This window comes from Nocardioides iriomotensis (assembly GCF_004168035.1).
GTDB lineage: Bacteria > Actinomycetota > Actinomycetes > Propionibacteriales > Nocardioidaceae > Nocardioides_B > Nocardioides_B iriomotensis.
In genome coordinates, this window is the sequence record NZ_SDPU01000009.1 from 1 (window position 1) to 24,829 (window position 24,829).

Annotated in this window: 21 protein-coding genes; 12 read left to right on the top strand and 9 right to left on the bottom strand. The window is 69.8% G+C overall.

The genetic code is table 11. From position 1 onward, the window contains the following. Nucleotides 1-265 precede the first annotated feature (265 nt). The 8 genes from ETU37_RS01950 (at nucleotide 266) to ETU37_RS01985 (ending at nucleotide 7,259) form a co-directional block, all read left to right on the top strand. Complete coding sequence (locus ETU37_RS01950; protein WP_240755478.1) at nucleotides 266-985, top strand: arsenate reductase/protein-tyrosine-phosphatase family protein; 720 nt, start codon at nucleotides 266-268, stop codon at nucleotides 983-985. Nucleotides 986-998: 13 nt separating this feature from the next. Then, nucleotides 999-1,724, top strand: coding sequence for an arsenate reductase ArsC (locus ETU37_RS01955; protein WP_129985199.1), 726 nt, complete (start codon nucleotides 999-1,001; stop codon nucleotides 1,722-1,724). Then, on the top strand, nucleotides 1,721-2,509 hold the full coding sequence (locus ETU37_RS01960) for an aquaporin (RefSeq protein WP_276319662.1): 789 nt from the start codon (nucleotides 1,721-1,723) through the stop codon (nucleotides 2,507-2,509). Before ETU37_RS01955 ends, ETU37_RS01960 begins: the two co-directional genes overlap by 4 nt. Then, nucleotides 2,506-2,955 (top strand): arsenate-mycothiol transferase ArsC, encoded by a 450-nt coding sequence (locus ETU37_RS01965; protein WP_129985200.1) that lies wholly within the window; start codon nucleotides 2,506-2,508, stop codon nucleotides 2,953-2,955. Before ETU37_RS01960 ends, ETU37_RS01965 begins: the two co-directional genes overlap by 4 nt. 166 nt (nucleotides 2,956-3,121) lie before the next feature. Further along, nucleotides 3,122-3,340 carry a three-helix bundle dimerization domain-containing protein gene (locus ETU37_RS01970; RefSeq protein WP_129985201.1) on the top strand — a complete coding sequence of 73 codons (219 nt, stop codon included), beginning with the start codon at nucleotides 3,122-3,124 and terminating at the stop codon, nucleotides 3,338-3,340. 168 nt (nucleotides 3,341-3,508) lie between these two features. Then, nucleotides 3,509-5,380, top strand: a complete 1,872-nt coding sequence (locus tag ETU37_RS01975) for a glycerophosphodiester phosphodiesterase family protein (protein ID WP_129985202.1) — start codon at nucleotides 3,509-3,511, stop codon at nucleotides 5,378-5,380. Between the two features lie 459 nt (nucleotides 5,381-5,839). Beyond that, a complete protein-coding gene (locus tag ETU37_RS01980; protein ID WP_165372364.1) occupies nucleotides 5,840-6,463 on the top strand; it encodes a hypothetical protein in 624 nt (207 codons plus the stop codon). A 202-nt stretch (nucleotides 6,464-6,665) separates the two neighbouring features. Next, complete coding sequence (locus ETU37_RS01985) at nucleotides 6,666-7,259, top strand: DUF308 domain-containing protein (RefSeq protein ID WP_129985204.1); 594 nt, start codon at nucleotides 6,666-6,668, stop codon at nucleotides 7,257-7,259. Between the two features lie 115 nt (nucleotides 7,260-7,374). Here ETU37_RS01985 and ETU37_RS01990 read toward each other — a convergent pair whose 3' ends face one another. The 4 genes from ETU37_RS01990 to ETU37_RS23025 form a co-directional block, all read right to left on the bottom strand. Then, nucleotides 7,375-8,754 (bottom strand): dihydrolipoyl dehydrogenase family protein, encoded by a 1,380-nt coding sequence (locus ETU37_RS01990; protein ID WP_129985205.1) that lies wholly within the window; start codon nucleotides 8,752-8,754, stop codon nucleotides 7,375-7,377. A gap of 100 nt (nucleotides 8,755-8,854) precedes the next feature. Then, nucleotides 8,855-11,632, bottom strand: a complete 2,778-nt coding sequence (locus ETU37_RS01995) for an ATP-binding protein (RefSeq protein WP_129985206.1) — start codon at nucleotides 11,630-11,632, stop codon at nucleotides 8,855-8,857. A 170-nt stretch (nucleotides 11,633-11,802) separates the two neighbouring features. Then, nucleotides 11,803-12,483: a VOC family protein gene (locus ETU37_RS02000; protein ID WP_129985207.1), complete on the bottom strand. Its 681-nt coding sequence runs from the start codon at nucleotides 12,481-12,483 to the stop codon at nucleotides 11,803-11,805. Between the two features lie 320 nt (nucleotides 12,484-12,803). After that, nucleotides 12,804-12,959, bottom strand: a complete 156-nt coding sequence (locus tag ETU37_RS23025; protein ID WP_165372363.1) for a trehalase-like domain-containing protein — start codon at nucleotides 12,957-12,959, stop codon at nucleotides 12,804-12,806. A gap of 264 nt (nucleotides 12,960-13,223) precedes the next feature. On the opposite strand from ETU37_RS23025, the gene ETU37_RS02010 reads away from it, so the two are divergent. Then, the gene (locus ETU37_RS02010; RefSeq protein WP_129985208.1) at nucleotides 13,224-13,691 is read left to right on the top strand and encodes a VOC family protein; all 468 of its coding nucleotides are present in this window, start codon (nucleotides 13,224-13,226) and stop codon (nucleotides 13,689-13,691) included. Next, a complete protein-coding gene (locus ETU37_RS23785; protein ID WP_129985209.1) occupies nucleotides 13,646-14,179 on the top strand; it encodes an HdeD family acid-resistance protein in 534 nt (177 codons plus the stop codon). The genes ETU37_RS02010 and ETU37_RS23785 overlap by 46 nt, the downstream gene beginning before the upstream one ends. Before the next feature lie 513 nt (nucleotides 14,180-14,692). Here the strand turns inward: ETU37_RS23785 and ETU37_RS23925 are convergent. Beyond that, the gene (locus ETU37_RS23925; RefSeq protein ID WP_420819091.1) at nucleotides 14,693-15,094 is read right to left on the bottom strand and encodes a DMP19 family protein; all 402 of its coding nucleotides are present in this window, start codon (nucleotides 15,092-15,094) and stop codon (nucleotides 14,693-14,695) included. Between the two features lie 278 nt (nucleotides 15,095-15,372). Here ETU37_RS23925 and ETU37_RS02020 point away from each other — a divergent pair, with 278 nt between their 5' ends. Together ETU37_RS02020 and ETU37_RS02025 are read left to right on the top strand one after the other, a co-directional pair. After that, nucleotides 15,373-15,609, top strand: a complete 237-nt coding sequence (locus ETU37_RS02020) for a hypothetical protein (protein ID WP_129985210.1) — start codon at nucleotides 15,373-15,375, stop codon at nucleotides 15,607-15,609. Nucleotides 15,610-16,161: 552 nt separating this feature from the next. Then, nucleotides 16,162-17,190 (top strand): metallophosphoesterase family protein, encoded by a 1,029-nt coding sequence (locus ETU37_RS02025; RefSeq protein WP_129985211.1) that lies wholly within the window; start codon nucleotides 16,162-16,164, stop codon nucleotides 17,188-17,190. A 260-nt stretch (nucleotides 17,191-17,450) separates the two neighbouring features. On the opposite strand, the gene ETU37_RS02030 is transcribed toward ETU37_RS02025, so the two are convergent. The 4 genes from ETU37_RS02030 to ETU37_RS02050 all read right to left on the bottom strand — a co-directional run bounded on the left by ETU37_RS02030 (nucleotide 17,451) and on the right by ETU37_RS02050 (nucleotide 24,829). Continuing rightward, nucleotides 17,451-20,231 (bottom strand): alkaline phosphatase family protein, encoded by a 2,781-nt coding sequence (locus tag ETU37_RS02030; protein ID WP_129985212.1) that lies wholly within the window; start codon nucleotides 20,229-20,231, stop codon nucleotides 17,451-17,453. Nucleotides 20,232-20,244: 13 nt separating this feature from the next. Next, nucleotides 20,245-21,585: an ABC transporter permease gene (locus ETU37_RS02035; RefSeq protein ID WP_129985213.1), complete on the bottom strand. Its 1,341-nt coding sequence runs from the start codon at nucleotides 21,583-21,585 to the stop codon at nucleotides 20,245-20,247. Then, complete coding sequence (locus ETU37_RS02040) at nucleotides 21,582-22,550, bottom strand: ABC transporter ATP-binding protein (protein ID WP_129985214.1); 969 nt, start codon at nucleotides 22,548-22,550, stop codon at nucleotides 21,582-21,584. Before ETU37_RS02040 ends, ETU37_RS02035 begins: the two co-directional genes overlap by 4 nt. Before the next feature lie 374 nt (nucleotides 22,551-22,924). Then, on the bottom strand, nucleotides 22,925-24,829 hold the full coding sequence (locus ETU37_RS02050; RefSeq protein WP_129985216.1) for a peptidoglycan DD-metalloendopeptidase family protein: 1,905 nt from the start codon (nucleotides 24,827-24,829) through the stop codon (nucleotides 22,925-22,927).

Sequence of the window (24,829 nt, forward strand, 5' to 3'; positions counted from 1 at the left end):
GAGAGCCCCGGCACGCAGCATCTGGCGACGGGAAAGTTGTGGATCCATGGGGACGCCTCCACTTCAGATGTGTTGAGGTTCCGAGCCAAGCCACGGATACCGACCCATACCCGTCGTCCGGGGGACGAATGGGCGAACAGCGGACGAAGTCGGGGACAACGGCGGTGGTCGTGCTGGTCCAGGACGTCGTCCAGCCGGCGCTCCTTGACTCCTTCGATTGACTCAGTCAGGCTTGAGTCAATTCTTGCTGAGCGAAGGGAGCCAGGTGACCGCCGTCCACATGACTGTCGAGCAGCGGGCCCGCGTCCACGCCGCCCTCGCCGACCCGCACCGGCTCCGCATCGTCGACGCGCTGTTCGCGAGCGACCTCTCGCCCGCCGAGCTCGGAGACCGCCTCGGGCTGGCGTCCAACCTGCTCGCCCATCACCTGCGCACGCTCGAGACGGCCGGCGTCCTGACCCGGCACCGCTCGTCCGGCGATCGACGCCGCACCTACCTGACCCTCGCCGCCTCCGCGCTGACCGACCTCACCCCGGTCGACTCGGGCCTCGATCGTGGAGCCGTGACCAGGGTGGTCTTCGTCTGCACCGCCAACACGGCCCGCTCCCAGCTCGCCGCGTCACTCTGGACACTCGCGAGCCCCGTCCCGGCGACCTCGGCCGGGACGCATCCCGCGGACCGCATCGCGCCAGGAGCCCTGGACGTCGCGCGTCGCCACGGGATGCCGCTCGAGCAGGCACGCCCGCGCTCCCTGGACCAGCTCGACCAGCCGGTCACCGACACCGACTACCTGGTCACGGTCTGCGACCACGCGCACGAGGAGCTCGCCCTCGATCGCACCCGCCCGGCGGACGCGCACTGGTCCGTTCCGGACCCCGTCGCCGCCGACACGCCGGCGGCGTTCGATGTCGCCTACGACGATCTCGCCGGCCGAGTCGCCCACCTCTCCCCACGCCTCATCCCGGGCCTCGAGCCCGCCAGCTGAACAGGACCCGTCCATGTCGTCCATCTACGGAACGCCGCGCCTGCCCGACCACCCGGAAGCCGCGCGACCGATCGTCGCTCTCGAGGAGCAGGTCGCCCTCAAGGCCGCGACGGCCCGCCTCGCCGACGAGTTCCACGGCATCTTCGAGCCCGAGACCATCGAGCGGTTCCTCGTCAGCTCGTACGACGAGCTCGCCGACCGCGCCACCGTCACCAACTTCGTCCCGCTCCTGGCTGAACGCTTCGCCCGGCAACGCCTGCACGCCCTCGCTCGCGTCGAGAGCCTCCACCACGACGGCAAGCCCGTGGTGCTGTTCCTGTGCACCCACAACGCCGGCCGCTCCCAGATGGCGCTGGGCTTCTTCGCCCGCCACGCCGGCGACACCGCCGTCGCCTGGTCGGGAGGGTCCGAACCCGCGGTCAGCACCAACCCCGCGGCGATCGCCGCGATGGCGGAGCGCGGCATCGACATCTCGGGCGAGTACCCCAAGCCGTGGACCGACGAGGTCGTGCGCGCAGCCGACGTCGTCATCACGATGGGCTGCGGCGACACCTGCCCCGTCTTTCCCGGCAAGCGCTACGAGGAGTGGACCATCGAAGACCCCGCTGGCCTCGACGTCGAATCCGTGCGTCCCATCCGCGACGACCTCGAACGCCGCGTCCAGCGGCTCGTCGCCGAGATGCAGCTCGGCGCCGGTGCTGCTCTCACGCCGACCCCGAGCCGCGAAGGAACCGAGTGACCCACACGGCCGCAGCACCTCCCACGATGGCCCGGCGACTCAGCGCCGAGGCACTCGGCACCCTGCTGCTCGTCACCGTCGTCGTCGGCTCCGGCATCGCCGCCCAACGACTATCTCCCGGCGACGTCGGGCTGCAGCTGCTGGAGAACTCGACCGCGACGGTGCTCGGCCTGACCGTTCTGATCCTGCTGTTCGGGCCGACGTCGGGAGCGCACTTCAACCCCGTCGTCTCGCTGGCCGGCTGGTTCCTCGGCCGCCGCACCCACAACGGGCTCACCCTGTCCGAGGTCGGCGCCTACACGCTCGCCCAGGTCGCTGGCGGCATCGCCGGCGCTGTGCTGGCCAACCTCATGTTCGGCCTGCCGGCCGTCGAGATCTCGACCACGGCGCGCACGGGGAGCGATCTCTGGCTCGCAGAGGTGGTTGCGACCACCGGGCTCGTCGCGCTGATCTTCACCCTGGCCCGCACCGGCCGTGGCGCCCTGGCCGCACCCGCGGTGGGTGCGTACATCGGGGCCGCCTACTGGTTCACCTCCAGCACCAGCTTCGCCAACCCCGCCGTCACCGTGGGCCGCGTCTTCAGCGACACCTTCGCCGGCATCGAGCCGGGGTCGGTCCCCGGCTTCGTCGCAGCCCAGGTCGTCGGTGCCTTCCTCGGCGTCGCGCTGGTGCGCTGGTTCCACCCCGACATCGACACCCCCGACACACCTGGTGCCGACACCGCCGCCCGCGCCGTCGTTCCCCATGCCACGGCGCCCAGCGGGACCGAGAGGAAGTCCGGATGACCACGACACCCACGCCGATCCCTCAGGTGGTCTTTGCCTGCGTCCGCAACGGCGGCCGCTCCGTCATCAGCCGCGTGCTCACCGAGCACTACGCCCGGGGCCGCATCCGCGCCGTGTCGGCCGGCACCCAGCCCGGTGAGCACATCCACCCGGAGGTCGCACGGGCCCTGGAAGCCCTCGGCCTCGACACCAGCAAGGAGCGACCGGAGCTGCTGACCGCCGACACCATCGCCGCCAGCGACATGGCGATCACGCTCGGATGCGGTGAGGAGTGTCCGTACGTCCCGGGCGTGACGTACGTCGACTGGCCCGTCGACGATCCCGGCGGCCAGGACGACGCCACCGTCCTCCGGATCGTCGGCGACCTCGACGTCCGCGTACGCCGGCTCGTGGTCGACCTCGTCCCCGACATCGACCTCGCGCCGTCGGTGCTCGGGAGGCGCTGACGAGCGCCCCTCGACAACGGGGCGGCGACGACGAGTTCCCAGGAACGTCCTGAGGCGACGACAAACCGGAACAGAGCGGACAACAAGCGCGGAGTGCACGACGGCGGCGCCTCGTTCACGCAATGTTCACTTGAGGGTCACGGCGCGCCGGACCCACCATCAAGACATGACCCTCGCCTCCCAGGTCGCTCCCGACGAGGAGACCCGCGTGGCTGATGTGCGGGCCCGACTCCGCGAGCGCTTCCCCGACCTCGATGAGGACCTCATCACCCGGGCCGTCGACGAGGCTCACCGCGCCCTGGATGGCGCATCCGTCCGCGACTTCGTGCCGATCCTCGTCGAGAAGCGCGCCCGCGACGTACTGCTCGAACATTCCCGCCAGTAGCACGTCTCCCGGCGACGCCGGGCCGAGCGTCGGGCCCACCGGCCCGGGCTCGAATGACGCACGCCAGGCGGCGCCGCCCGATCCGTCCCCCAGTTGTTCATCCGAACCGGGCGCCGGTTCTCACCGGGCCGTCACCCGGTGTTCGGCGATGCCGGTTGGGGTGGGCGCATGTCTCGGACCCTCCGGGCGCGCGTCGCGCCCCTCCTCACCCTCCTGCTGCTCCCGCTCGCCGGCGCGACCGCCGGCCCGGCCCACGCCGCGCCGAAGCCGGCCTTCGACCTGCAAGCCCACCGGGGCGGACTCGGCCTGACGGTCGAGAGCACGCTGCCGGCGTTCGCCAAGGCGCTCGAGCTCGGCGTCAGCACCCTCGAGCTCGATGTGCAGATCACCGAGGACCAGGCCGCCGTCGTCACGCACGACCGACGAGTCAGCGGCCAGAAGTGTCGCGACACCTCTCCGGCCAGCCCTGACGACCCGGAGTTCCCCTACGTCGGGAAGTACCTCAACACCCTGACCCTCGCCCAGGTCAAGACGCTCGACTGTGGCAGCCAGCGGCTCTCCGCGCACCCGCAGCAGGAGCTGCACCCCGGGGAGCGGATGCCGACGCTTACCCAGGTGCTCGACCTCGTCAACCACTACCGGGCCCGTGACGTCGACCTCAACATCGAGACGAAGGTGGAGGCGGGCGCGCCGGCGGAGACGGCTCCCCGCGAGCAGTTCGTCCAGGAGGTCGTGGCCGACGTGCGCGCCGCCGGCCTGGTCGACCAGGTGACGATCCAGTCCTTCGACTGGGGCGCACTCATGCGCATGGCCGAGGTCGAGCCCCGCTTCCCGCTGATCGCACTCACGAACCGGGACTTCCTCCAGGTCGACCAGCCCGGCGCGTCGCCGTGGCTGGGCGGCATCGACATCGACGACTACGACGACTCGCTCGTCGACGCCGCCGCATCGTTCGGCGCCGACGCGATCTCACCTGTGCACGGCTTCCCGGAGGACGGCAAGGTCACCGACGCCGGCTACCAGCCCTACGTCACCACGTCGATGGTCGACGAGGCGCACGCCGCCGGCCTGGCGGTCGTCCCGTGGACCGTGGACGACAAGCCGACCATGGCCTCGCTCATGGACAAGGGCGTCGACGGCCTGATCACCGACTACCCGGATCGGCTGCGCGAGCTGATGGCCGACCGCGGCTACCAGCTCCCGCGCGCGTACCGCGAGCCCCGGCGGGCCAGCGTCGAGCCGCTCCCACAGGCCCACGCCCACAACGACTACGAGCACGACCGTCCGCTCCACGACGCGCTGTCGCACGGGTTCACCAGCGTCGAGGCCGACGTCTGGCTGGTCGACGGTGAGCTGCTCGTCGCGCACGACCGCGACCAAGTCGTCCCGGGTCGCACCCTGGAGTCGCTGTACCTCGATCCGCTCGTCGAGCGGGTACGCCGCGAAGGTGGCGAGGTCTACAGCGGGTACCGCGGCGTGTTCCAGCTGCTCATCGACGTCAAGAGCGAGGCCGGTCCCACCTACGCCGCCGTGGACGAGGCTCTGGCCGAGCACAGGCGCATCATGACCACGTTCGAGTCCGGACGGGTCGAGCAGGACGCGGTCACCGCCGTCATCAGTGGCAACCGCGACCTCGCTGCCATGCAGGAGCAGCGCGTCAGGTACGCCGGCTACGACGGCCGGATGGCCGACCTCTCATCCGGACTGCCGGGGTCGGTCCTGCCCCTCCTGAGCGACAACTGGACCAAGCACTTCACGTGGCAGGGCGTCGGCCCGATGCCCGCCGACCAGCGGGCCAAGCTCCACGACATCGTCAGCCGCGCGCACGCGGCGGGCTACCGGGTTCGGTTCTGGGCGACCCCGGACACCCCCGGCGCCGCGCGGGACGCGGTCTGGAACGAGCTGCTCGACGCCGGCGTCGACCACCTCAACACCGATGACCTCGCCGGCCTCGAGGCCTTCCTCCGCGCCAGGCAGCCGGCCGCCCCCGCGTCAGCCCGGTCGGCCGCACGCCCCGCTCCCGTGCTTGTTGGGCACTGAGCCCCGGCGGGCGCGCAGGGAACCAGGACAGGCCAGTGACTTTGCCCCAAACGCGACGTTTCCCGCGCGCCCGATCGGCGGACTTCCTATACTTGGTGCCGCCTCGGGGCATCGCCTCCCATGCGCGCGCACCGACGGCACCGCTCCGGCTCCTCGACGTCCCCCGCGCCGACGAGCCGGAGCGCCCACCAGCACTCGGGGGTGGATGGAGACGCGTCGACGTGGGTTGCGACCACGAGGGCACCATCTGGGCGATCAACGTTCCCGACTGCCCCAGCGGGCCATGTCCCTGTGGCTACGAGTGCACCCGCTGCGGACAACGTTGGGACGAGGACCCGCGCAGCGATCGACGGGACGCAACCTGAGGCGAGTCAGCGGCGGGTACCGAGGTTGGCGATCACGGCGCTCACGCGTCCCGGGCCATTGTTCGGCACGACCCGACCGCGGCACACTCGAAGGGTGGCCCGAGCAGTCCTCTTGGAGCGCCGTTTCGTCACCTCGTCCGGGGTCGGCCATGACCAGTGTCCGAGTCGTGAAGTCCAAGTGGAACGGGCGCGTCTCAGCGTCGACGTAGCGCGCATGCTGGATGTGCCGGGCCACAGCTGGGCGTGGCTGGTCGCCGCTGGAACTCGCAGGGAACGACCTGCCTCGGGCAGGACCGACCTCATCGGAAGTGACGAACTCTGGGTCACGGTTCCCGGCGCCTGGTGGGTGCTTTGCGCGCACACGGATTCAGCCGGGTCCCTGACCGGCTACCTGGTCCACGCCGCGGCGCCGTTCGATCCGCCGGTCAATCCGCTCGAGATCACCTGGGTCGACCTCGCCCTGGACTTCGAGGTCCAGGGGGACGAGCTGCTGCTGCACGACGAGACCGAGTTCCACGATCAGGCCGCACCATGGGCTACCCCCACGATGTCGTGCGTGGAGCGTGGTCGGGCATCTCGACTATCGCCGCGCGGTTCACCACCGGCGAATGGCACTTCGACGGCACACTCCAGCAGTGGCTCGACTCCATCAAGTCGCGAGTCCAGGGCTAACCCGGGGCGCGCCAACGACACCTCCATGAGCGGCCGCGGTCTTTGACGCAGCACACTTGTTCGTCGAGCGGGCCCGGCACCTGACCGCCCGGTTCCGGGTGCTCACGCGGACCCTCGGCCGGTCGGACGGCGCCCGGAGGCGGCACGGCGACCGGGTATCCCCGCGTGTGACTAGGGCGTCACACGGGTTCGACGGTCACCCCACGGAGTGATGGTGATGGCAACCAACACAACCTGAGGAGGTTGACATGAGCACCACCACAACAACGTCATCCCACAGCAAGGAAACCCTGCGCCTCTTCCTGGTCCGTGGCGTCGTCGCCATCACCTGGGCGGCCGTCTTCGCGGCCGTCTCGGGATCGCTCACGACTGCCGTGACCGTAGGAGCGGGGATCCTCCTCGTGCTGTATCCGCTGATCGACGTCGTCTTCTCCCTGTTCGACGCGCGGAGCCAGCACGGCTCGGTCCGGCAGCTGCTGGTAGCGAATGCCGCGGTCAGCGCCGCCACCGCCGTCGCCCTCGGCGTGGCCTCGACTGCCGGCGTCTCCCAAGCCTTCGCGGTCTTCGGCGCCTGGGCGTTCGTCACCGGTGCAGCCCAGGTCGTGGTCGCCGTCCGGCGCCGTGCGCAGCTGGGCAACCAGTGGCCGATGCTGCTCGCCGGCAGCTTGTCCACTATCGGAGGCATCGCATTCGTGATCGCGGGACTCGTCGGCACCCCGATGCTGAGCATGCTCGTCATCTACGCGGCCACCGGTGGCGTGGACTTCGCCGTGCAGGCCTGGCTGCTCGCCCGTCGTCGTCGCCGCGCTGGCCACGTGAGCCCGGTACTGAGCACCAGCTGACCGGGCGATCCCGACCCGCAACACCGAAGCAGGCCGCGCGCCGGTCCGGGCAACTGGGCCGGCGCATCGACCTGCGCCTACACCCAGCCGCGAGCTCCGGCTGTCGGGAGTCGCCTCACGTTCCGCGGGTCGCTCCAGCGTCGGCCGCGACCGCCCCGGCCGCGATCTCGGAACGGAGCGCCTTGAGCCCTTCGAGGTAGATCTCGCTGAAGGTGGGGAAGGGCTGGATCGTGTCGAGCAAGGTCTCGAGCGGGACGCGTGCGCGGATGGCGAGAGTGGCCTGCTGCAGCCATTCGCCGGCCTCCGGGCCGAGTGCGTAGGCGCCGGTCAGCCGCGCTCCGTCACTCAGCAGGGTCAGGAATCCGTTGTGCTCGGCGTACGAGCGGGTGTAGGTCGCGGTCTTCGCGACGCCGGAGATCGGGACGGTGCTGCGGTACGCCCCGGTGTCCGCCCCGACCGAGGCGGCCTGCGGATCCGTGTAGACCACGCGCGGCACCGCCTCGTAGGTGGCGGTCCGTTCCTCGCCCAGGATGTTGGCGGCGACGACGCGGCCTTGGTACTTGCCGACGTGGGTGAGCGGCCAGATTCCCGTGACGTCCCCGACGGCCCACAGCCGGTCGGCCACACGCAACCGCGCGTCGACGGGTACCCCCCGTGCGTCGGGCTCGATCCCGACGGTCTCCAAGCCGATCCCGTCGACTCGGGGGCGACGGCCGGTGGCGACGAGGAGCCGGTCTCCGCGCAGCTCGCGGCCGTCCGCGAGCTCGAGGACGTACTCCTCGTCGTCCCGACGCGCCTGTGTGGTGTCGGCGGACAGGACGAGCTCGACACCGTCTCGGCGCAGCACCTCGCCGAGCGCCCGACCGAGCGGGGCCGGCTCCCGGGCGAGCACATGATCGCCCCGGTTGATCAGGACCGCCTCGCCGCCGAGGCGCTGCACCGCTTGCGCCATCTCCACGCCGACCGGCCCACCGCCCAGGATCAGCAGGCGACGCGGCACCGCCTTCATCGCGGTCACCTCGCGGTTGGTCCAGACCCCCTCGAGCTCGCGCAGCCCGGGAATGGGTGGGATCACCGCGTCGGCGCCGTTAGCGAGTACGACGTCGTCGGCGGTGTGACGCACTCCGTCGACCTCGACGGCCCCCGGCCCGGCCAGGCGGCCGCTGCCGCGCAGCAGGGTGATGCCGCTGTCAGCCAGCCACTTCTCCTGCCCGACGTCGGAGTAGTCGGAGACCATGAAGTCTCGCCAGGCCAGCGCCGCGTCGACATCGACCTCGGCACTCGCCAGCGCCTCGCGTGCGCCTTGCACCGCCTCGCCCGGGCGCAGCAAGGTCTTCGAGGGGATGCAGGCGTAGTAGGAGCACTCCCCGCCGACCAGCTCGCGCTCGACCACGGCGACCCGGAGTCCGCCGGCGGCGAGCGCACCGGCGCAGTGTTCGCCGGGCGACCCGCCGCCGATCACGATCACGTCGAAGTCGTTCGATGTGCTGTTCATCGGCTTCGCCTCCTCAGCGGCCCACCAGCCAGGCGCGGCCATTTCAGCCAAGGACCGGGGTCAATGACTGTCAAGACACACCGCGGACCCCACCGTCGGTCTAGCCAGCTCCGTGCCCGTATCGGCGTCCCGCCGGGAGGGCGCCCCGCAGCTCCTTGCGCGAGCGGATGCCGAGCTTGCCGAACACCTTGCGCAGGTGCCATTCGACGGTGCGAGTGCTGATGTAGAGCTCGGCTGCGATCTCCGGGTTGGTGCGGCCGTCGCGGGCCAGCCGGGCGATGTGGTCCTCCTGGGGGGTCAGGTCGTGAAGCGTGTCCGGCCGGCGTTTGCGGACCTTCTCGCCGGTGGCAAGCAGCTCGCGGCGCGCCCGCTCGGCGAATGCCTCGGCGCCCAGCGCTGAGAACGCGTCGAACGCGGCATGCAGGTAATCTCGGGCGTCCACACGCCTGCCCTCACGACGCAGCCACTCGCCGTACAGCAGCCGGGCCCGCGCGAGCTCAGGTCGCAGGGGGGTCCGGCCGAGTCGCTCCAGTGCCTCGGCGTACGCCTGCTCTGCGGCCTCTCCCTCGGCCAGCAACGCCCGTGAGCGTGCCTCGAGGCCGACGGCCCAGTCCGAGCCGGTGATGGCGGTCGCGGCCTGCAGGCGCCGCATCGCATCGGCCGCGACGTCGGGTTGGCCGGCTCGGGTGGCGGCCTCGACAAGGTCGGGCAGCGCCTGCCAGGTGAAGGGTCCGAAGTTCCCGGTCGCGGCTCGGTCCGCGGCCGCCATGCCCTCCGCATAGTGCCCCAGCCCGATCTGCAGCAGCGCGGTGGCCCGGTCGGCGATCTGCTGGCCGAGTCCCTCACCGCGGACGAGCGCCTCGTCGGCGGTGGCCGTGATCAGAGGCGTCGCCTGGTCCGGCTGACCTTGGTATGCGGCGAGGAAGAGGCCCCCGTAGGACGCGCGGCGGGCGCCGGTCACTTCCTTCACGACCTGTTCCTCCAAGCCCAGCGTGATCGCGGTCTCGAAGTCGCCACACCAGATGGCCACGACCCGGCGGACGTTCAAGGCGGCTGCCAGTGGGGCCAGCGCGCCCGACGTGCGGGCCAGCTCGACGTGGCGGGCGCTCACCCGGTCCCAGCAGTCGACGTCCCACAGAGCCAGTGCCGCGTTCGAGGCCAGGGTGCCCCAGTGCAGCCAGTGCTCACCCGGCAGCTGGTCACCGACGAATGCGTCCACCGCCTGTCGCAGGCTCGGCTCGGCGCTCTCCGGACCCTCGAGGATCACCGTCGCAAGCCCGTCGAGGAGCAGGTCACCGGGCTCGACCGGGCCCGATGCCGACGAGGCTGGTCGTGCGGCTGCGGACACGTCACGCAGCGTGCCACCGGGTGCGGCGAGGTGGCCCGCGACGAGTGCTGCGCCCCAGGCATCGAGGTAGGTCTCGCGCGCGAGCCGGGGTTCCAGCGTCTCCAACCGTCTGGCTGCTTGGAGGAGCAGAACGGGGGCTTGACTGCCCGACGTGGACGCCCGGCTGATCTCCCCGCGCAGCTGCTCCACGCGGGCGCGCTGGAGGTCGGTGACGGCGTCGGCCTCGGCCACCGCCAGCAGCCCGAGCCCGGCCTCCAACGTGCCGGCGTGCAGGTGCGCGTGCGCGGCGGCCAGCGCCCGGTCCGTACGACGCTCGGCCTCGGGTGTCAGCGCGACCGAGCGCTCCAGGAAAGCCGCGCAGCCGGCGAGACCTGCTCGCGCGTGCGCCCGCTCCGCTGATCTCTCGAGCTCGGTGGCCAGGTCTTCGTCCGGCGCGGTTGCCGCGGTCGCGAAGTGCCAGGCGCGACGGTCCGGGTCGGTCTTGGCGTCGGTGGCGGTCGCGACTGCCAGGTGCGCGGCGCGGCGGTCCTCCGACGAACCGGCGGCGTACGCGGCCGCCCTCATCAGAGGATGGCGGAAGCGCACCGCCGAACCGACCTCGAGCAGCTGCCGCACCTCCCCGGAGCCGACCGCGTCGCGTCCCACGCCAAGGATCTGCGCCGCCCGCCACAGGAGCGCCGGGTCCCCGGTGGGATCGGCGGCCGCCAACAGCAGCAGCCGGCGAGCCGGTTCCGGCAACGCACGCACTCGCTGCAGGTAGCGGTCGTGCAGCTGGTCGGGAACGGATGACGCGGTGGACGGGATGGCGAACCCGCCGGCCAGCTCCGCCTCACTGGTTCCTTTCACGAGCTCCAGCAGGGCCAGGGGGTTCCCACCGGTCTCGGCGACCAGCCGATCACCCACGCGGTCGTCCACCGGGCCCGTGACGGCAGCGGCGAGCAGCAGCCGAGCATCCTCCGCCTCGAGCCCCTGGAGCGTGAGCTCCGACAGCCCGGGGAGCAGCCGCTCGTCATCGGTCTCCCGGACCCCGAACAACAGCAGCACCGACTCGGCGAGCAAGCGTCGTGCGACGATTCCCAGAACCTGGCGGGTCGCCTGGTCCAGCCACTGGGTGTCGTCGACCAGGCACACCAAGGGTTGCTTGGCGGCTTCCTCGGCGAGCAGGCTGAGTACCGCCAGTCCTACGAGGAAGCGGTCCGGGACATCACCCGAGGCGAGCCCGAAGGTCACCTGGAGCGCGTGCTCCTGTGGTTCCGGGAGCGCAGCCAGACCTCCGAGCATGGGTGCACAGAGCTGGTGCAACGCCGCGAACGGCAGCTCCAGCTCGGACTCGACGCCGGCGATCCGGGCCACGCGACAGTCGGTCGCCTGCCCGGCGGCGTACTGCAGCAGCGCAGTCTTCCCGACCCCGGCCTCGCCACGCACGACCAGCACCGCGCTCTCACCGCGACGGACAGCCGCCAGCGCGTCGTCAAGGCGTCGGCGCTCGCCTGAACGCCCCCACAGGGTCGTCGGGCCCTGTTCCGCCATCTCGTCACAGTAGAACCGGAGCCGGGTGCAGCGACACCACGAGCCGGACGCCGATGTCCGGTGCGGCCGGCGGATCGTGCCGGTCCGCACCGGACAGGGAGCGTCACGCGGTCGCCGTCGACCAGGCGGGGCTAGTCGTGTTGGGGGTGGTTGTCCCGGACGGGTGGGTGTCAAAGCGGCAGCTCGGAGCCGGAGCGCTCGGCGACCATGTAGGCGGCGTACCAGGCCGGCCACTGCTCGTCGTACTCGCCGCCGTTTCGCTTCTCGTGCTCGCCGTGCGCGACGGCCGCGCGGATCAGCGCCTCCATCAGGTCGTTGACCGAGGCGAACGCGGTCTCGGCGGTGTCGATGCGGCCGGGCAGTCGAGTGGTGACCTCCTGGAGCAGGTAGCCGTTGCCGTCTGGGTCGCGGAACGTGGCGAAGGAGCCGTAGCTGGCTCGGTCGTCGGCCGGTCCGTCGACTCGTCCGGCGCTGGAGGCGACCTGGAACTGCGCACCCGGCGCCTGGGCATGGAAGACGTCGCTGACGTCGACACCGAGCGCGGCGAGCTCGTCCCGGGCCGCCTGGACGTCGGAGGCGACCAGGTAGATGCCCTGGGCCGAGCCGGGTTCCGCCGTGGTGATGTTCGTGCCGAACTGGATCGAAGCGGGCGAACCCGGCGGGGTGAACTGGACCACCCGGAAGCCGTTGTCGAAAGCGAAGTCGGCGTCGAGCCGCCAGCCGAGGCTGCCGTAGAACGACTTCGACCGGTCGACGTCGGTGACCGGGATGACCACGGCTTCGAGCTTGAGATCGACCTCACCCGCGGTCGCGTTGCTCACCAGCGTGGTGCGAACTTCTGTGCTGTTCATTCGAGATTCCTCCTTGGTGGGTGTTGCTGACAGGACGAACCTCGCGCGAAGAGCGCCGCGTCACACCAGTGAGTCCTACGGGTCCATCCACGGGCGCCTGGTCCCAGCCCGGCCAGGCCCTGGTGGTCGCGACGACGACTGACCACCGACTGCCCGGTAGTTCAGCCCGTCGGAGGGATGGCGCTGGCCGCTTGCTGGTCGGCTCGGCTTATGGCCCAAGCGGCGTTCACCAGGCCGATGTGGCTGAACGCCTGGGGGAAGTTCCCTGAGCAGCTCCCCGGTTTCGGGGTCGACATCCTCGGCGAGCAGGCCGACCTCCTTCACGTACCGGATGGCTCGCTCGAACACGGAGCCGTCACCGTCGGGCTGTCGAAGCGCGGGAAAGGGAGCCACTCGATCGACCCGGCGACGTCGACGAGGGCACTGGAATGGCAGTCCGACAGCAGGGCGTGGTCGCCGATCGGTGTGCTGCTCATGCGGCCTCACCTCTCCGGTGGTGTCCGCTGTGGAGATGGAGTGTGGGCGCTGCGTGCGTCGACGTTTGCGAGTCTGGCAGTTCCAGCGTGGCCACTGTTGGCAAACGCAGAGTGGAACTGCTCCTTGGTGAAGCCCACCGCGCGGTGCCGCGTCTAGCCCTCTGGGAAGGGTCCGGTGTTGGCATGGACTTCCGGCTCGGCCGGACCAGCCACGACCCCACTCGAGTGCCAGAAAGCCGCCAGACAACGTCACAAGGAGTAGCCATGAACACCACCACCACGATCCCGTCCCCGCCGGCGGGCCAGGACCTGGCCAACGTCCCGATGAAGTTCGAGGCCACGCCGATCCCGGTCGCCGACTTCGACCGCGCCAAGGCCTTCTACCAGCGCCTCGGATGGCGCTTGGACATCGACCTTCAGTTCACCGAGCAGATCCGCGGTGTGCAGTTCACCCCACCCGGCTCACCGGCCTCGATCCAATTCGCGCCGGCCGGCCCGAAGCCCCTGCAGCGCCTGCTGCTGGTCGTCGATGACATCGAGGCCGCCCGCAACGAGCTGATCGACCGCGGCATCGACGTAGGCGAGATCTGGCACGCTGCACCCGGACAGCCCCCGGAGCCGGGCCGTGATCCGAGGGGTCAGTCCTACTCCAGCCAGGCGGCCTTCTCAGACCCCGACGGCAACCAGTGGGTCCTCCAGGAAGTCACCGAACGCATCCCCGGGAGGGTCTGACCTCCGACCGCTGCAGGGCGGAGCATGCGGGGTCGTCGTACCAACCGCCTGACATCGACCGCACCGTCGCCGCTGCCACTCCGCGTGATCCATGGCCCTCATCGGCGCCGAGCCCTGTCCGCGCCGCGGGCTGGCCCGGGCCCGCGCTGCTGGTGGTGGTGGCCTACTCGATTGCGTGGATGCTGCTGTTCCGCGGCAGTCTGGCCGCCGCCGGCTCGATCAGCAGCCGCGAGTACCTGCCGTACTGGGGTCTGGTCCTGGTGACCGGCGTCCTCGAGGCCGTGGTGGCTCTCATCCTGCTGACCCGGCCGGACATCACACTCAACGCGACGGTGCTGGCGATCGGGTTCGCGACCATGCTGTACGGCGCCCTGGAGACCGTCGCGGCGTTCGAGGTCAGGAACCTACCCGCCCGCTTCGACGACCTGACCGAGCAGGCCGGGACGGAGCCCACCCAACATCTCGCCCCGATCGGCGCCCAACGTTGACCACCCAGGAGGACGGGCGCCGCGCGGCCACCGCCGCGCGGCGCCTGTCCACGTCCAATCCGCGACATCATCCGGTGGACCTGGCCGGGCTGTAGGAGCGCGCCGACGACCAGGCGAGCATCGCGGTCCAGATTACCGCGGTCTCCGGGTCGATGTGCTTGGTGTACCTGCGGCTCGCGCCAGGGCCAGGGCCAGTGGCGCACACGGGTGCGACTCCCACCAGGACGCGGCACCTTTACGTCGTAGGCAATGGCACAACAGGAGGCACATCATGCAACTGAACGTGAAGAACTCAGACACCATCACGACGGAGCCGACCACCTCGAACATGCCCACTATCAGGCCACGGTCGTCCCGGAACGATCGACACGCGCCCTCGGGCTCACTGGTCTCGTTCGTCAGCGCGCTCGCCACCCTGATGCGGCCTGAGGCCGCCATCGCACTCGCGTACGGCGTGCCGAGCCCGGACCGTCCACGGCCGGGTGAGTTTTCCTCAACGCACGCCGCATCCCCTCATGAGGCGCCAGTCCCACGTGCCTGGCAAGGGCACCGGTGACGTCGGTGACGCACTCGAGTGCGAAATAGACCTGGTCGAGCTCCACAAGCGCGCGCCAGCCCGCGCTTCTCGATGATGGCGGCCCGATCCTCGGGGGACGCTGGGTACTCCTCGCCCAGGAGCCGCATCGCCGCCTCGAGCATCTCCGCCCACTCCTCGCCCAGCAGGTCAGGAAGGACACGGAGTGCGGCCTCCGCCGAGTTGCCGCGCCTGGACCCGAAGTACCCACCCAAGCCGTCGAAGCTGACCTCCTGGAACAGGTCGCACATGAGGACCAGCTCACGCAGAGCGGGGGTCAGCGTCTTGGGATCGACCCCGGACAACTCTTGGTACAACGACCACACGGTGATCGACGACATGGCCCCGATGCTAGGAACGGGCCGTCAGCACAAACCTTCCGAAGGATGAACACTCTGGCGACGTCCGATGAACGATGACGCGGCACCCGGCGGGGACGGGCGCCGTTCATCGGGTTCCCAGCCCAAACGGGCTATGTCGGGCATCCTGTTACGGCTCTAGCGTCGTTTCGGGCTTGCGGTCCCGTGCCGGGGACAGGACGGCAAGGGCGCCCCACCTGACCGGGTCGCTGCGTCAAGGGGAGGCGGAGGGCGAGGTCAGGTGGGGCACTCGACGAAACGTGACCGCATCCGCCCCAGCGGTCGTGGGCGACGCGGTCGCGACCATCCAGGCGCAGGACACCGAGGCGGTGTCAGTCAACGAAGCGTGCAGCGGCGACGCGGACGAGATCGCGGAGCGCACCGGGTACCACGTCCGGTTCGCGACGGTGATCTACCGAGGCGCTCCACTCTCCTGCGCCAAGCCGGACGGTCGTGGCCTGTCGGAAACGCCGTGCTCACCACGGAGCGGATCGTGACTCGGAGGACCAGGCGTTCGCCTCGCAGGCAGGTGTGGAGGAAGGACGGTGGATCTGCGCGACGACCGCCCGTGACGTGACGGGTGCTCGGCGCACTTGAGCAGCGCAGTGGCACCGAGGTTCAGCGCGCGAACGACGAGCAGTGCGCTCAGCTCGCCTCCCTCATGGCGGCTTACTCCGACCGCGGCGACACGATCTTCGGCGGTGACGTGGACAGACTGGAGCCGTGCGCACCCGATGGTTCGTTGACCCGAACCGATGTCGACGAAGAGCAAGCGCCCGGGATCCAGCACGTCTACGGCAGCCCTGAGCTGACCTCGCACCATCGCGCCGGCGACGTGCACCGACCACGACTACCTCCGGGGTGACGCCCGGATGGCACCGCGCGCAACGCTGATCCCGTGCCGAGGGGCGTGCGACACGGTCTGGCCGACTGGGCACGAACACGGGGGACGCCCAGCACCGAAGATGGCGACACCGGACACACGATGTGCATCCGCCGTTCACGCACGCCGCGCAGCGCCGGCCACCGTCCCGCGAGAGGAAGTCCCCATGACCTCTACCCGCGCTCTCCTCGCTGGCCTCGGCGCAGTCACGCTCGTCTCAGCCCCGCTCGCGGCTGCGCCGTCCTCCGCCGCACCCGGCCAGGACCAGCCCACGAGAACGAGCTTCGCCGTCATCGGCGACGTGCCCTACGGCGCTGCGCAGATCGCGGCCTTCCCAGGCTGGATCGACCGCATCAACGCCGAGCCCGGCCTCGACCTCACCGTCCACGTCGGCGACATCAAGAACGGCTCGTCACCGTGCACCGACGAGTACAACGCCATGATCCGCGAGCAGTTCGAACGCATTCAGATGCCGCTCCTCTACACGCCCGGCGACAACGAGTGGACCGACTGCCACCGCCCAGCCGCCGGCACGTACGACCCGCTCGAGCGACTCGACGCCGTACGCAACACCTTCTTCGCGATGCCGGGACGCACCCTCGGCGCCGACCCGATCAAGGTCGACAGCCAGGCCGATCTTGGCTTCCCCGAGAACCAGAGCCTCCGCGTGCGGGGCGTCGAGATGGCCACCCTTCACGTCGTCGGAAGCAACAACGACCGCGCACCATGGACCGGCCTCGGCTTCACGGCGCCGACAACGGAGCAGCTCGCCGAGGAGCGCGACCGCATGACCGCCACCCTCGACCTCGTTGCGGACACCTTCACCCGCGCCCGCCAGACCAACGCCCGCGCCGTGGCGATCTTCCAGCAGGCCGACATGTTCGACCCGTCCTACCAGCCCGCCTGGGACGTCAGCGCCTTCCGGCCTCTGGTGCAGAAGCTCATCGACGAGGCGTCGACCTTCGAAGGCGAGATCTACTTGTTCGACGGCGACAGCCACGTCTACAACGTCGACCGGCCCGTCTCCGCGGGCTCTCGCTGGCTCGATATCTACGACGTCGACGGCAGCGCAGACAACCTCACCCGGGTCACAGTCGACGGCGAGGCCAACAACACCAACTTCCTCGAAGTCACCGTGAGTCGACCCGGCGCCCCTTCCGTCCTCTCGTGGCGGCGCGTGGCGTACGACTCTTGACGCTGATCCCACATCCCACCCCGGCCCGCCCGCCAACGATGCCGGCGGCCCGCGCGGTGATCTCCCTATCTGCGACCTGCACAACGGGCGGCCGGCCACCATTCGTGACACTGCGAGTCATGGGTTCACATGCTCGACGCGCTCGACGCACGCCATCACGTCCCGGAAGAAGATGCTGCCAACGCGGCTAAGGAAAGGCCCCACCGGGGATCTCCCGGTGGGGCCTTGAGTCCTGTGAAGGCTCAGCCGTCAGGACGAGGTCATTCGACCTCCGAGCCCGGCAGCGCCGCGCCGGGAACCTCGCTCGGCAGGTAGATCCTCGAGTCGCCCGGGTACGGCAGGTCCCAGTGGTGGGTCTGGTACCAGGTCCACCGGTTGAACTGCTCTGGGTTCGCGAAGTCGGCCTGCGCCTTCTTGCCGGTGAGGTGCTTCTTCGCGGCCCACTTCTCCCACGCCCAGGAGTAGGAGACGTACTCCCTCGGCGTCTCGGGCGCCGGCGCCACCGCCTTCGCCCCGGTCGGGGTGTCGAGGCCACACGCGGGCGGGACCGCGATGTTCTCGGTGAGCGACACCCGGTTCGGCACAGCCTTGTACGGCGTGAGGTCCGGCTTCGACTGGAAGGCGCCGTACATCGGCGTCGCCGCGGCCACCTTCTGGTTGAGCGGCTCGGCACCGAGGATCTGCTCGATGGTGCGGACCATGCTGATCTGCGAGTAGTACGTCGAGATCGTCTTGCCGTGCGCGGCCCAGGGGCTGATGACCTGGATCGGCGCGCGGTGGCCGTCGACGTGGTCGGGACCGTTCTGGCTGTCGTCCTGGACCACGAAGATCGCGGAGTCCTTCCAGTACTTGCTGTGCGAGATCGTGTCCACGATCTTGCCGAGTGCGAGGTCGCCGCCGGCGACGTTCGACCGTGGCGTCACCGGACCACCGGTGTGGTCGTCGGAGAGCCACATCATGTTGAAGTCGGCCGGACCGTTCTTCTCGAAGTCCTGCTTCCAGATCTGGTAGCGGTAGAGGTCCGGGATCTGCATCTCGAACGGCGGTGCCTCGGGCACGGTGATCTCGTTGAGCGACGGGATCGGCGAGCCGTAGTTGCCCTTGAGTTCGGGCGTGGTCAGCTGTGCAGGGTCACCGCCGTCCTCGACGGAGGTGGCTGCGCAGTAGTACTGCTGCCAGGTCGAGCCGACCGGCTTGCCGCTCGAGGAGTAGACGAACTCGCCGAAGTTCCGGGCCGAGTGGCCGGCGTCTTGGACGGCGGTCCACAGGAACCCCGAGCGCTGGTGGCCCAGCACGTCCTCCTCGGTGTCGTAGCTGCGGACGTACTCGCCCGCGCTGGACTCCGTGTACTCCGGGTTGTCGCCCTGCATGATCCAGTTGTGACCCTCGGCGGAGTTGGTGCCGGTGTCGTAGGTGTTGTCGTAGAGACCGAACTGGCGGGACAAGGCGTGGATGTTGGGGGTCACCGACTCCCCGAACTGCGCCAGAGAGGGGTCGCCGTTACCCTCGGGCATGTCGCCGTGGACCTGGTCGTAGGTGCGGTTCTCCTTGACCAGCATGAACACGTGCTTGATGGTCGACGGGTCGCCGATCCGCTTCGGCACGGGGACGGGGTTCGCCTTCTGACCGCTGGCGTGCTTGACGTCAGTGTTCGCGTCGCCCCAGCCGTTCTGGGCGAACACGGTCGCTGTGTGGTTCTCCCTGATCTCGAGGTCGGTCGGGAGCGCGAACCGGGTCAGCGAGGCGGTTGTGCCGTGGGTGCCGTACCCGGTGGCCGGCGTGGTGCCGTAGCCCGCGTTGAAGGTGATCTTTGGCCCGCGAGCGTCGATGCCGCGGCGGTTGGCCACGACGAGCCGGTCACCGACCGGGAAGACGTCCTCCGGGTAGAAGTCGGTCGGGACGAGGCCGATGTAGCTGACCGGGTCGAGCGCGCTCTCGCCGAGCTTGTAGACGGCGATCGCGTTGGCCCGGCCGAGGCTGACCAGGAGCCGACCCTGGTGCACGGTGACGGCGTCGGGCGCGTAGCCGACCTCGGAGCCCTGCCACGGCTTGGTCTCGATGGTCTGCACGACCTGGTCGGTTTTCGTGTCGACCACGGAGACCGTGTCGTTGTTGGTGTTGGCGACGTACAGGGCATCGCCCTCGAGGTGCATGGCCGTGGGGTGCAGCCCGACGTCGATCTGGCCTACCGGAGCGGCGGGGTCGGCGGTGTCGATGACGCTGAGCACGCCGGTGGTCGACGTGCCGAGCTCGTGGTCGGCCGGGACCTGGCTGCCGTACGACGGGATGGTGTCCTCGCCCGGCTTGGCCTGCCGGCCGCCCTCATCGCTGACGTAGAGCTCGTCACCCACGAGCTCCACCTGGCGGGGAGCGATGCCGACGCTCCAGGTCTGCCTGACCACCCCGAGAGTCGGGTCGATCGCGACGACCGCGTCCTGGCCGTTGACGGCGGCGTACAGGGTCGACCCGTCCGCGGAGAACGTCATCCCCGCGGTCAGCGCCCGACGGCCGTTCACGTCCGGGATCGGAATCTTGGTGCCGGCCGCAAGGCTGCCGTCGGCGTTGACCGGGAACCGGGTGATACCGGTCGCGTTCGGCATGAAGAGGAACTTGCCGTCAGGAGAGTAGAGCGGGCTCTCCTGGCCGACGGTGTTGTCCGACAGGCGCATGTTGACGCCAGCGGCGGTACCGCCTCGCCAGATCAACTGGTAGGTCGAGAGGTCGAAGATCTGCAACGAGACCGAGCGGTCGTTGGACGTCGCGGCCAGGAAGCGGCCGTCCGGGCTGACCGTGGAGCCCATGAACTTTCCGTACGGCGTCATGAGCCGCTCGCCGAGGGGCTTGATGACCTGGTTGGAGGAAATCTGCAGGCCGGCGGCGTACTCCTGGCCGACCTGCTGGGAGCCGAACCCGACCGTCGTGCCCCAGGCGACGCCTCCGGTGACCGCAAGGGCCAGGCCGCCGGCGATCACACCGACGGCGCGTGTGCTGACGAGGCCCCGAGAAGCGGGCTTCACCACGCGGTTGCGCGTGACATTCATCGCTGTCCTTTCGTCATGAACCAAGCAGGTCGACGACGCCGTCGAACTGCCACAGCGGGTTCGGCGCGTCGCCCGCGGGGGTGCGCACCTGGAAGAACCCGTTGACCTCCTTGGGGCCGTCGCCGTCGGCGACGTACCGGCCCTCCGGCGCGATCTCGAGCTGGTAGATCGCGGTGCCAACCGCCGTCGTGCCGGGCAGGGTCCACGTGACCGTGCAACGCCAGCCAGCGCCCGCGCCCTCGTCCGTCACCCGGGAGCCGCCCTTCTCGCAGCTCGTCGTGGTGCCCAGCTGGCTGACGGTGACCGGCGGCCGGTTCAGCTGGTCGGTCTGGAGCACGTAGAGGTTCGAGAACGACGTCGACAGCGCCGCCTCGACCTTCGCCTTCTCGATTCCCGAACCGGTGGCGCCGGTCGTGGCGGCCACGACGACGGTCGTCACCACCACGAGCACGGCCAGGGGAGCGAACCCCCGGAGGACGAGGCGGCTGGACCCGTCGTTGGCCAGGTCGGTGAAGTCCCTGCGCACGAAGAGGCGGTAGGCCAGGAGCGTGGCGAGCACGGTCCAGGACAGGCTGACGACGAGCCCAACCCAGAACGGCCCGAGCTGGGCGGGATCGGTGAACAGACCGCGGTAGGCGATGAAGGCGTTCGTCGGCAGCGCGACCCGGAGCGCGACCGGCACCGGCATGACCTGGACGCCCATGAGCACCAGCGCGAGAGCCACCGGCGCCAGCAGGCCCAACGGCGAGCGACCCAGGGCAACCGACCCCAGCAGTCCGACCGCGGAGAAAGCGAGTGTGGGTGGGACGACCGTCAGCCAAGCCAGCACGACTGTTCGCGCGAGCTCGGCGGAGCCGATCAGGTGCCCGTCGAGGCCGGGGAGTGGATGGCTCCCTACCGAGACAAGGCCACCGGTCGTTGACGACACCATGAGGCAGACGAGGAGCACCAGGATCACGGTGAGCGCGGCCAGCGCCTTCGAGACGAAGATGCGGCGTGGGGAGCGTACGGCGACCAGCAGGTGTCGCCATGTGCCCAGCCGGTCCTCGACGGCGAAGATGTCGCCGGCGACGACGCTGGTGAGCAGCGGCAACAGAAGCGTGCCCAGGAAGACGAGGATGGCCAGCGAGCCGGCCCATCCGGACTGGTTCATCAGGCGGCCGTAGACGGCATCAGTCGGCAGTGAGGTCTGCTGACTGACCACCGCGGAGTAGGCCGCCGGAGCGATCAGGCAAGCGACCATGAGCAGCCGGATGCGCCACTGCGAGACCAGCTTGACCATCTCGAACCGGTAGCCGCGGCTGAGCGCCACCGGGTTCGTGCGGACGAGAGGAACGCCGACGATGGCGGTCATCGTGTGGTCTCCTCGGCATTGATGTCGGCTTCAGTGCCGGTCAGCGCCAGGAACGCAGCCTCCAGCGGTGGCACAACCGGTCCGAGCTCCCGAATCGCGATCCCCGCGCCGATCAGCTGCGCGACCAGGCGGTCGAGCGCCGCCTCGGGTCCCCGTACGACCAGCGCCTGCTCATCGCCTTGCCGAGATCCGTTGCGGGCGGTGACTCGACGGAGCGACGGCGTCCCGTCGGCGACGCCGCGGGCGCCCTCGGGGTCGGAGGTGATGAGCCGGTAGTCGAGCTCGCCGCTCTCCGCGGCCAGCTTGTGCACGGGCCCGGAGAACACAACGCGGCCGGCTGACAGCAGCGTGACCTCGTCGCACAGCGAGGCCAGGTCATCCATCCGATGGCTGGAGAGAACGACGGTCGCACCCGAGTCCGCGAGATCGGTCAGAACGTCGTGGACCTGCCGCCTTCCAGCTGGGTCGAGCCCGTTGGCCGGCTCATCAAGCACCAGCAAACGGGGTCCGCCGAGGAGAGCGGCCGCGAGACCGAGCCGTTGCCTCATCCCGAGGGAGAAGCCACGCACGGCGTCACCTGACACTTCTGCGAGGCCGACCCGTCCGAGCAGCTCGTCGACCTCGCGCGAGCGGCTGGTCCGCTCACCGCGCAGGGCAAGCAGCGTCATGAGGTTCTGGCGAGCAGTCAACGTGGGATAGAGGCCGGGGCCGTCGACGAATCCGGCGACACCGTCGGCCACGGACAGCGCGCGCCCCATGGGCATGCCGAGGATCTCGAGCGTGCCGGCGTCAGCCGCCGCAAGGCCAAGCACGAGACCCAGCAGTGTGGTCTTCCCCGCCCCGTTGGGGCCCACGAGCCCGTGGATCTGCCCGGCGGCTACGTCAAGGTCGACACCGTCGAGCGCAATGACGTCGCCGAAGGTCTTGACGACACTGCGCGCACGCACGGCATCGAACGGATGCATGGGGGCTCCAGGATCCCGAGAAGGTGCCAGCCAGAAAGTTGCACCCGGCAACTTCCGAGCAGGAATCTAGGAGCGCCGGACGACCTCCGGGGGTCGGTATGCAGAATGCTCCGCAAACGGAACATTGCTTGTCGGTGGCGCTACCCCGGCGCGTCGTTCGGACCATGGACTCGGGTCTGTTCGCAGTTCCGACGCTGGTCGCGCAACGGCACCTGGGCGACGGGCCCCGCACGCGGCCGCGCCAGGCGGATGGGAGGGCCGAGGAGACACCCTCGATGGTCGTCATCGACTGCCGGTGAGCGAAGGCTCATCCGCGGCCGAGCGTGGTTGGCGAGCGGGCGTGATTCAGAAGTACGGATACCTTGCCTGCTTGGTCATCGGACTCCTCCCGTCGGAATCACGGACGTCGTGACAAGGGGATGATCGCTGACTTCGCCGCGGATCCCAGCACTCAGGGATTCGTGCCCGATGAGTCGGACGTCCGGTGAACCGAGGATCCAGTCGATGCCGGCATCGGCTGGAGGGGAGCATGACGATCCACCGTTCCCGCCAGCAGATGCTGCGAGAACCCCTCCCGCGGTCAGGCCGCAGAAGGCGTCGCGCCGGTCGTTGAGATCGCCTGTGAGGAACGTAGGAATGGCGTACCGCTGCCGCAGCGAACGGACAAGTTCGACCTGGCGGCGGACCGCCTCGGCACGGTGGGCTGCCTGGTTGGGGAAGCGACTTGTATTCGCTGGGTTGTGGACGTTGATGAAGATGCTGTCCTGGTTCGTCGTGCGGTCGCGAAGCCGAACGATCGGCATCTGGCGGATGCGGCCGTTGAAGTAGGGGATGGCGACGGTGTCGGCGGCGACGAACTCGAACCGGGCGGTGCGGAAGGCGATGGAGTTCTCGGTGTCGCCGGGCGGGGAGTGCAGCTCGTAGGTGGATCCCGCGAGGCGCCGGAACTCCTCGGCCTGGATCGGCTGGAGCTCTTGGAAGCCGATGACGTCGATGGCGTGCTCGTCGAGCAGCTGCACGGTGGCGCGCATGCGCTCCTGGCTCGAGGCCCAGCCGGGCTTGTTCCCGCCCGGCTTGGTGTGGGAGTGGCCGAGCACGTTGAAGGTCGCGAGGGTGTACGCGCCGGCCTGGTCGACGTCGGGATCGAGACCGGGGTCCTCGAGTTCGTGGCCGGCGTTCTCGCGGAGCCACTGGGAGGGGTCGATGCCGTCCTCGTAGATCGAACCGCCCCGGGAGTGGACCTCGAAGTGCAGGTGGCAGCCGGTGGAGTTGCCCTCGCTGCCGACGGTGCCGATCTGGTCATCGGGCTGGACCTGGTCGCCGTCTTCGACGGTCAGGGACTGCATGTGGCCGTACCAGGTGGTCAGGCGTCCGATGCCGGTGGAGACCTGGACCAGCCAGCGGCCGGACCAGGGCTGGTCGGTGCGGATCACGACCGTCCCGGCGGTCGACGCTACGACCGGGGTGCCGCAGGAGGCGGAGAAGTCGGTGCCGGTGTGGCCCTTGGACCAGTTCGCGCCGGCTGAGCCGAAGTTGTGCGCGTCGATGTACCCGGACGACGCCGGAAGCGGGTAGGTGACCGTGCCCGGGGGCATGTCCCCGAGGAGGCAGCCCCCGGAGACTGACTCGAGCGAGGCGGACGTGACTTCGGCTGCGCCCGCGGTCGCAGGGTCGGCGAGGAGTGCTTCCGCGAGGGGCACGTCGTCGGCGTACGCGTCCGGGTAGGCGGAAATCTGCACCGCCTGACCGGCGGCCGTCTCCCGCATCGACTCCCAGCCCCTGACCTTGAGCAGGGCGCGGTAGAACTTCTCCGCCGCCTTGGCTGGATCCATCAGCTCCTCCATCGAGCCCCACCACGGCCACTGCTGCTGGAACACCCCGAGGGAGCCGTGGTCAGAACCGACCGCCTGGTGCGGCAGGCCCAGGGAGTCCTCGATGCCGGCCTGCAGGAAGATCAGGTCCCCTCCGCGGCCGTCGTTGGCGTAGTTGAGGAACCCCGACTCCTGGTGCGCCACCGCGAGCGCGACCACGATGCCCTTGCGCGAGACACCTAGGCGGTAACCGACACCGATGATTGTCGCCGCGTTGGCTAGCTGTGGCTCCGAAAGCTCGCGCAGTGACTCAACCTGACTCGGTGACGCCAGGCTGACATCGGGTCCGTTGCACGACTCCACGTCATCGTTGATGAACAGCGGAAGTCCGAGCAGCGTGCCCAGGAGCGCGAAGACCCCGAGGAACGCCACGAACCCGACGACCAGCGCACCACTCCCCCGTCTCAT

Excerpts from the sequence above, each read along its gene's own strand:
- ETU37_RS01955 (WP_129985199.1), top strand. The coding sequence starts at position 999 with ATGTCGTCCATCTACGGAACGCCGCGCCTGCCCGACCACCCGGAAGCC.
- ETU37_RS01965 (WP_129985200.1), top strand. The coding sequence starts at position 2,506 with ATGACCACGACACCCACGCCGATCCCTCAGGTGGTCTTTGCCTGCGTC.
- ETU37_RS01970 (WP_129985201.1), top strand. The coding sequence starts at position 3,122 with ATGACCCTCGCCTCCCAGGTCGCTCCCGACGAGGAGACCCGCGTGGCT.
- ETU37_RS01975 (WP_129985202.1), top strand. The coding sequence starts at position 3,509 with ATGTCTCGGACCCTCCGGGCGCGCGTCGCGCCCCTCCTCACCCTCCTG.
- ETU37_RS01985 (WP_129985204.1), top strand. The coding sequence starts at position 6,666 with ATGAGCACCACCACAACAACGTCATCCCACAGCAAGGAAACCCTGCGC.
- ETU37_RS01990 (WP_129985205.1), bottom strand. The coding sequence starts at position 8,754 with ATGAACAGCACATCGAACGACTTCGACGTGATCGTGATCGGCGGCGGG.
- ETU37_RS01995 (WP_129985206.1), bottom strand. The coding sequence starts at position 11,632 with ATGGCGGAACAGGGCCCGACGACCCTGTGGGGGCGTTCAGGCGAGCGC.
- ETU37_RS02000 (WP_129985207.1), bottom strand. The coding sequence starts at position 12,483 with ATGAACAGCACAGAAGTTCGCACCACGCTGGTGAGCAACGCGACCGCG.
- ETU37_RS23025 (WP_165372363.1), bottom strand. The coding sequence starts at position 12,959 with ATGAGCAGCACACCGATCGGCGACCACGCCCTGCTGTCGGACTGCCAT.
- ETU37_RS02010 (WP_129985208.1), top strand. The coding sequence starts at position 13,224 with ATGAACACCACCACCACGATCCCGTCCCCGCCGGCGGGCCAGGACCTG.
- ETU37_RS23925 (WP_420819091.1), bottom strand. The coding sequence starts at position 15,094 with ATGTCGTCGATCACCGTGTGGTCGTTGTACCAAGAGTTGTCCGGGGTC.
- ETU37_RS02025 (WP_129985211.1), top strand. The coding sequence starts at position 16,162 with ATGACCTCTACCCGCGCTCTCCTCGCTGGCCTCGGCGCAGTCACGCTC.
- ETU37_RS02030 (WP_129985212.1), bottom strand. The coding sequence starts at position 20,231 with ATGAATGTCACGCGCAACCGCGTGGTGAAGCCCGCTTCTCGGGGCCTC.
- ETU37_RS02035 (WP_129985213.1), bottom strand. The coding sequence starts at position 21,585 with ATGACCGCCATCGTCGGCGTTCCTCTCGTCCGCACGAACCCGGTGGCG.
- ETU37_RS02040 (WP_129985214.1), bottom strand. The coding sequence starts at position 22,550 with ATGCATCCGTTCGATGCCGTGCGTGCGCGCAGTGTCGTCAAGACCTTC.
- ETU37_RS02050 (WP_129985216.1), bottom strand. The coding sequence starts at position 24,829 with ATGAGACGGGGGAGTGGTGCGCTGGTCGTCGGGTTCGTGGCGTTCCTC.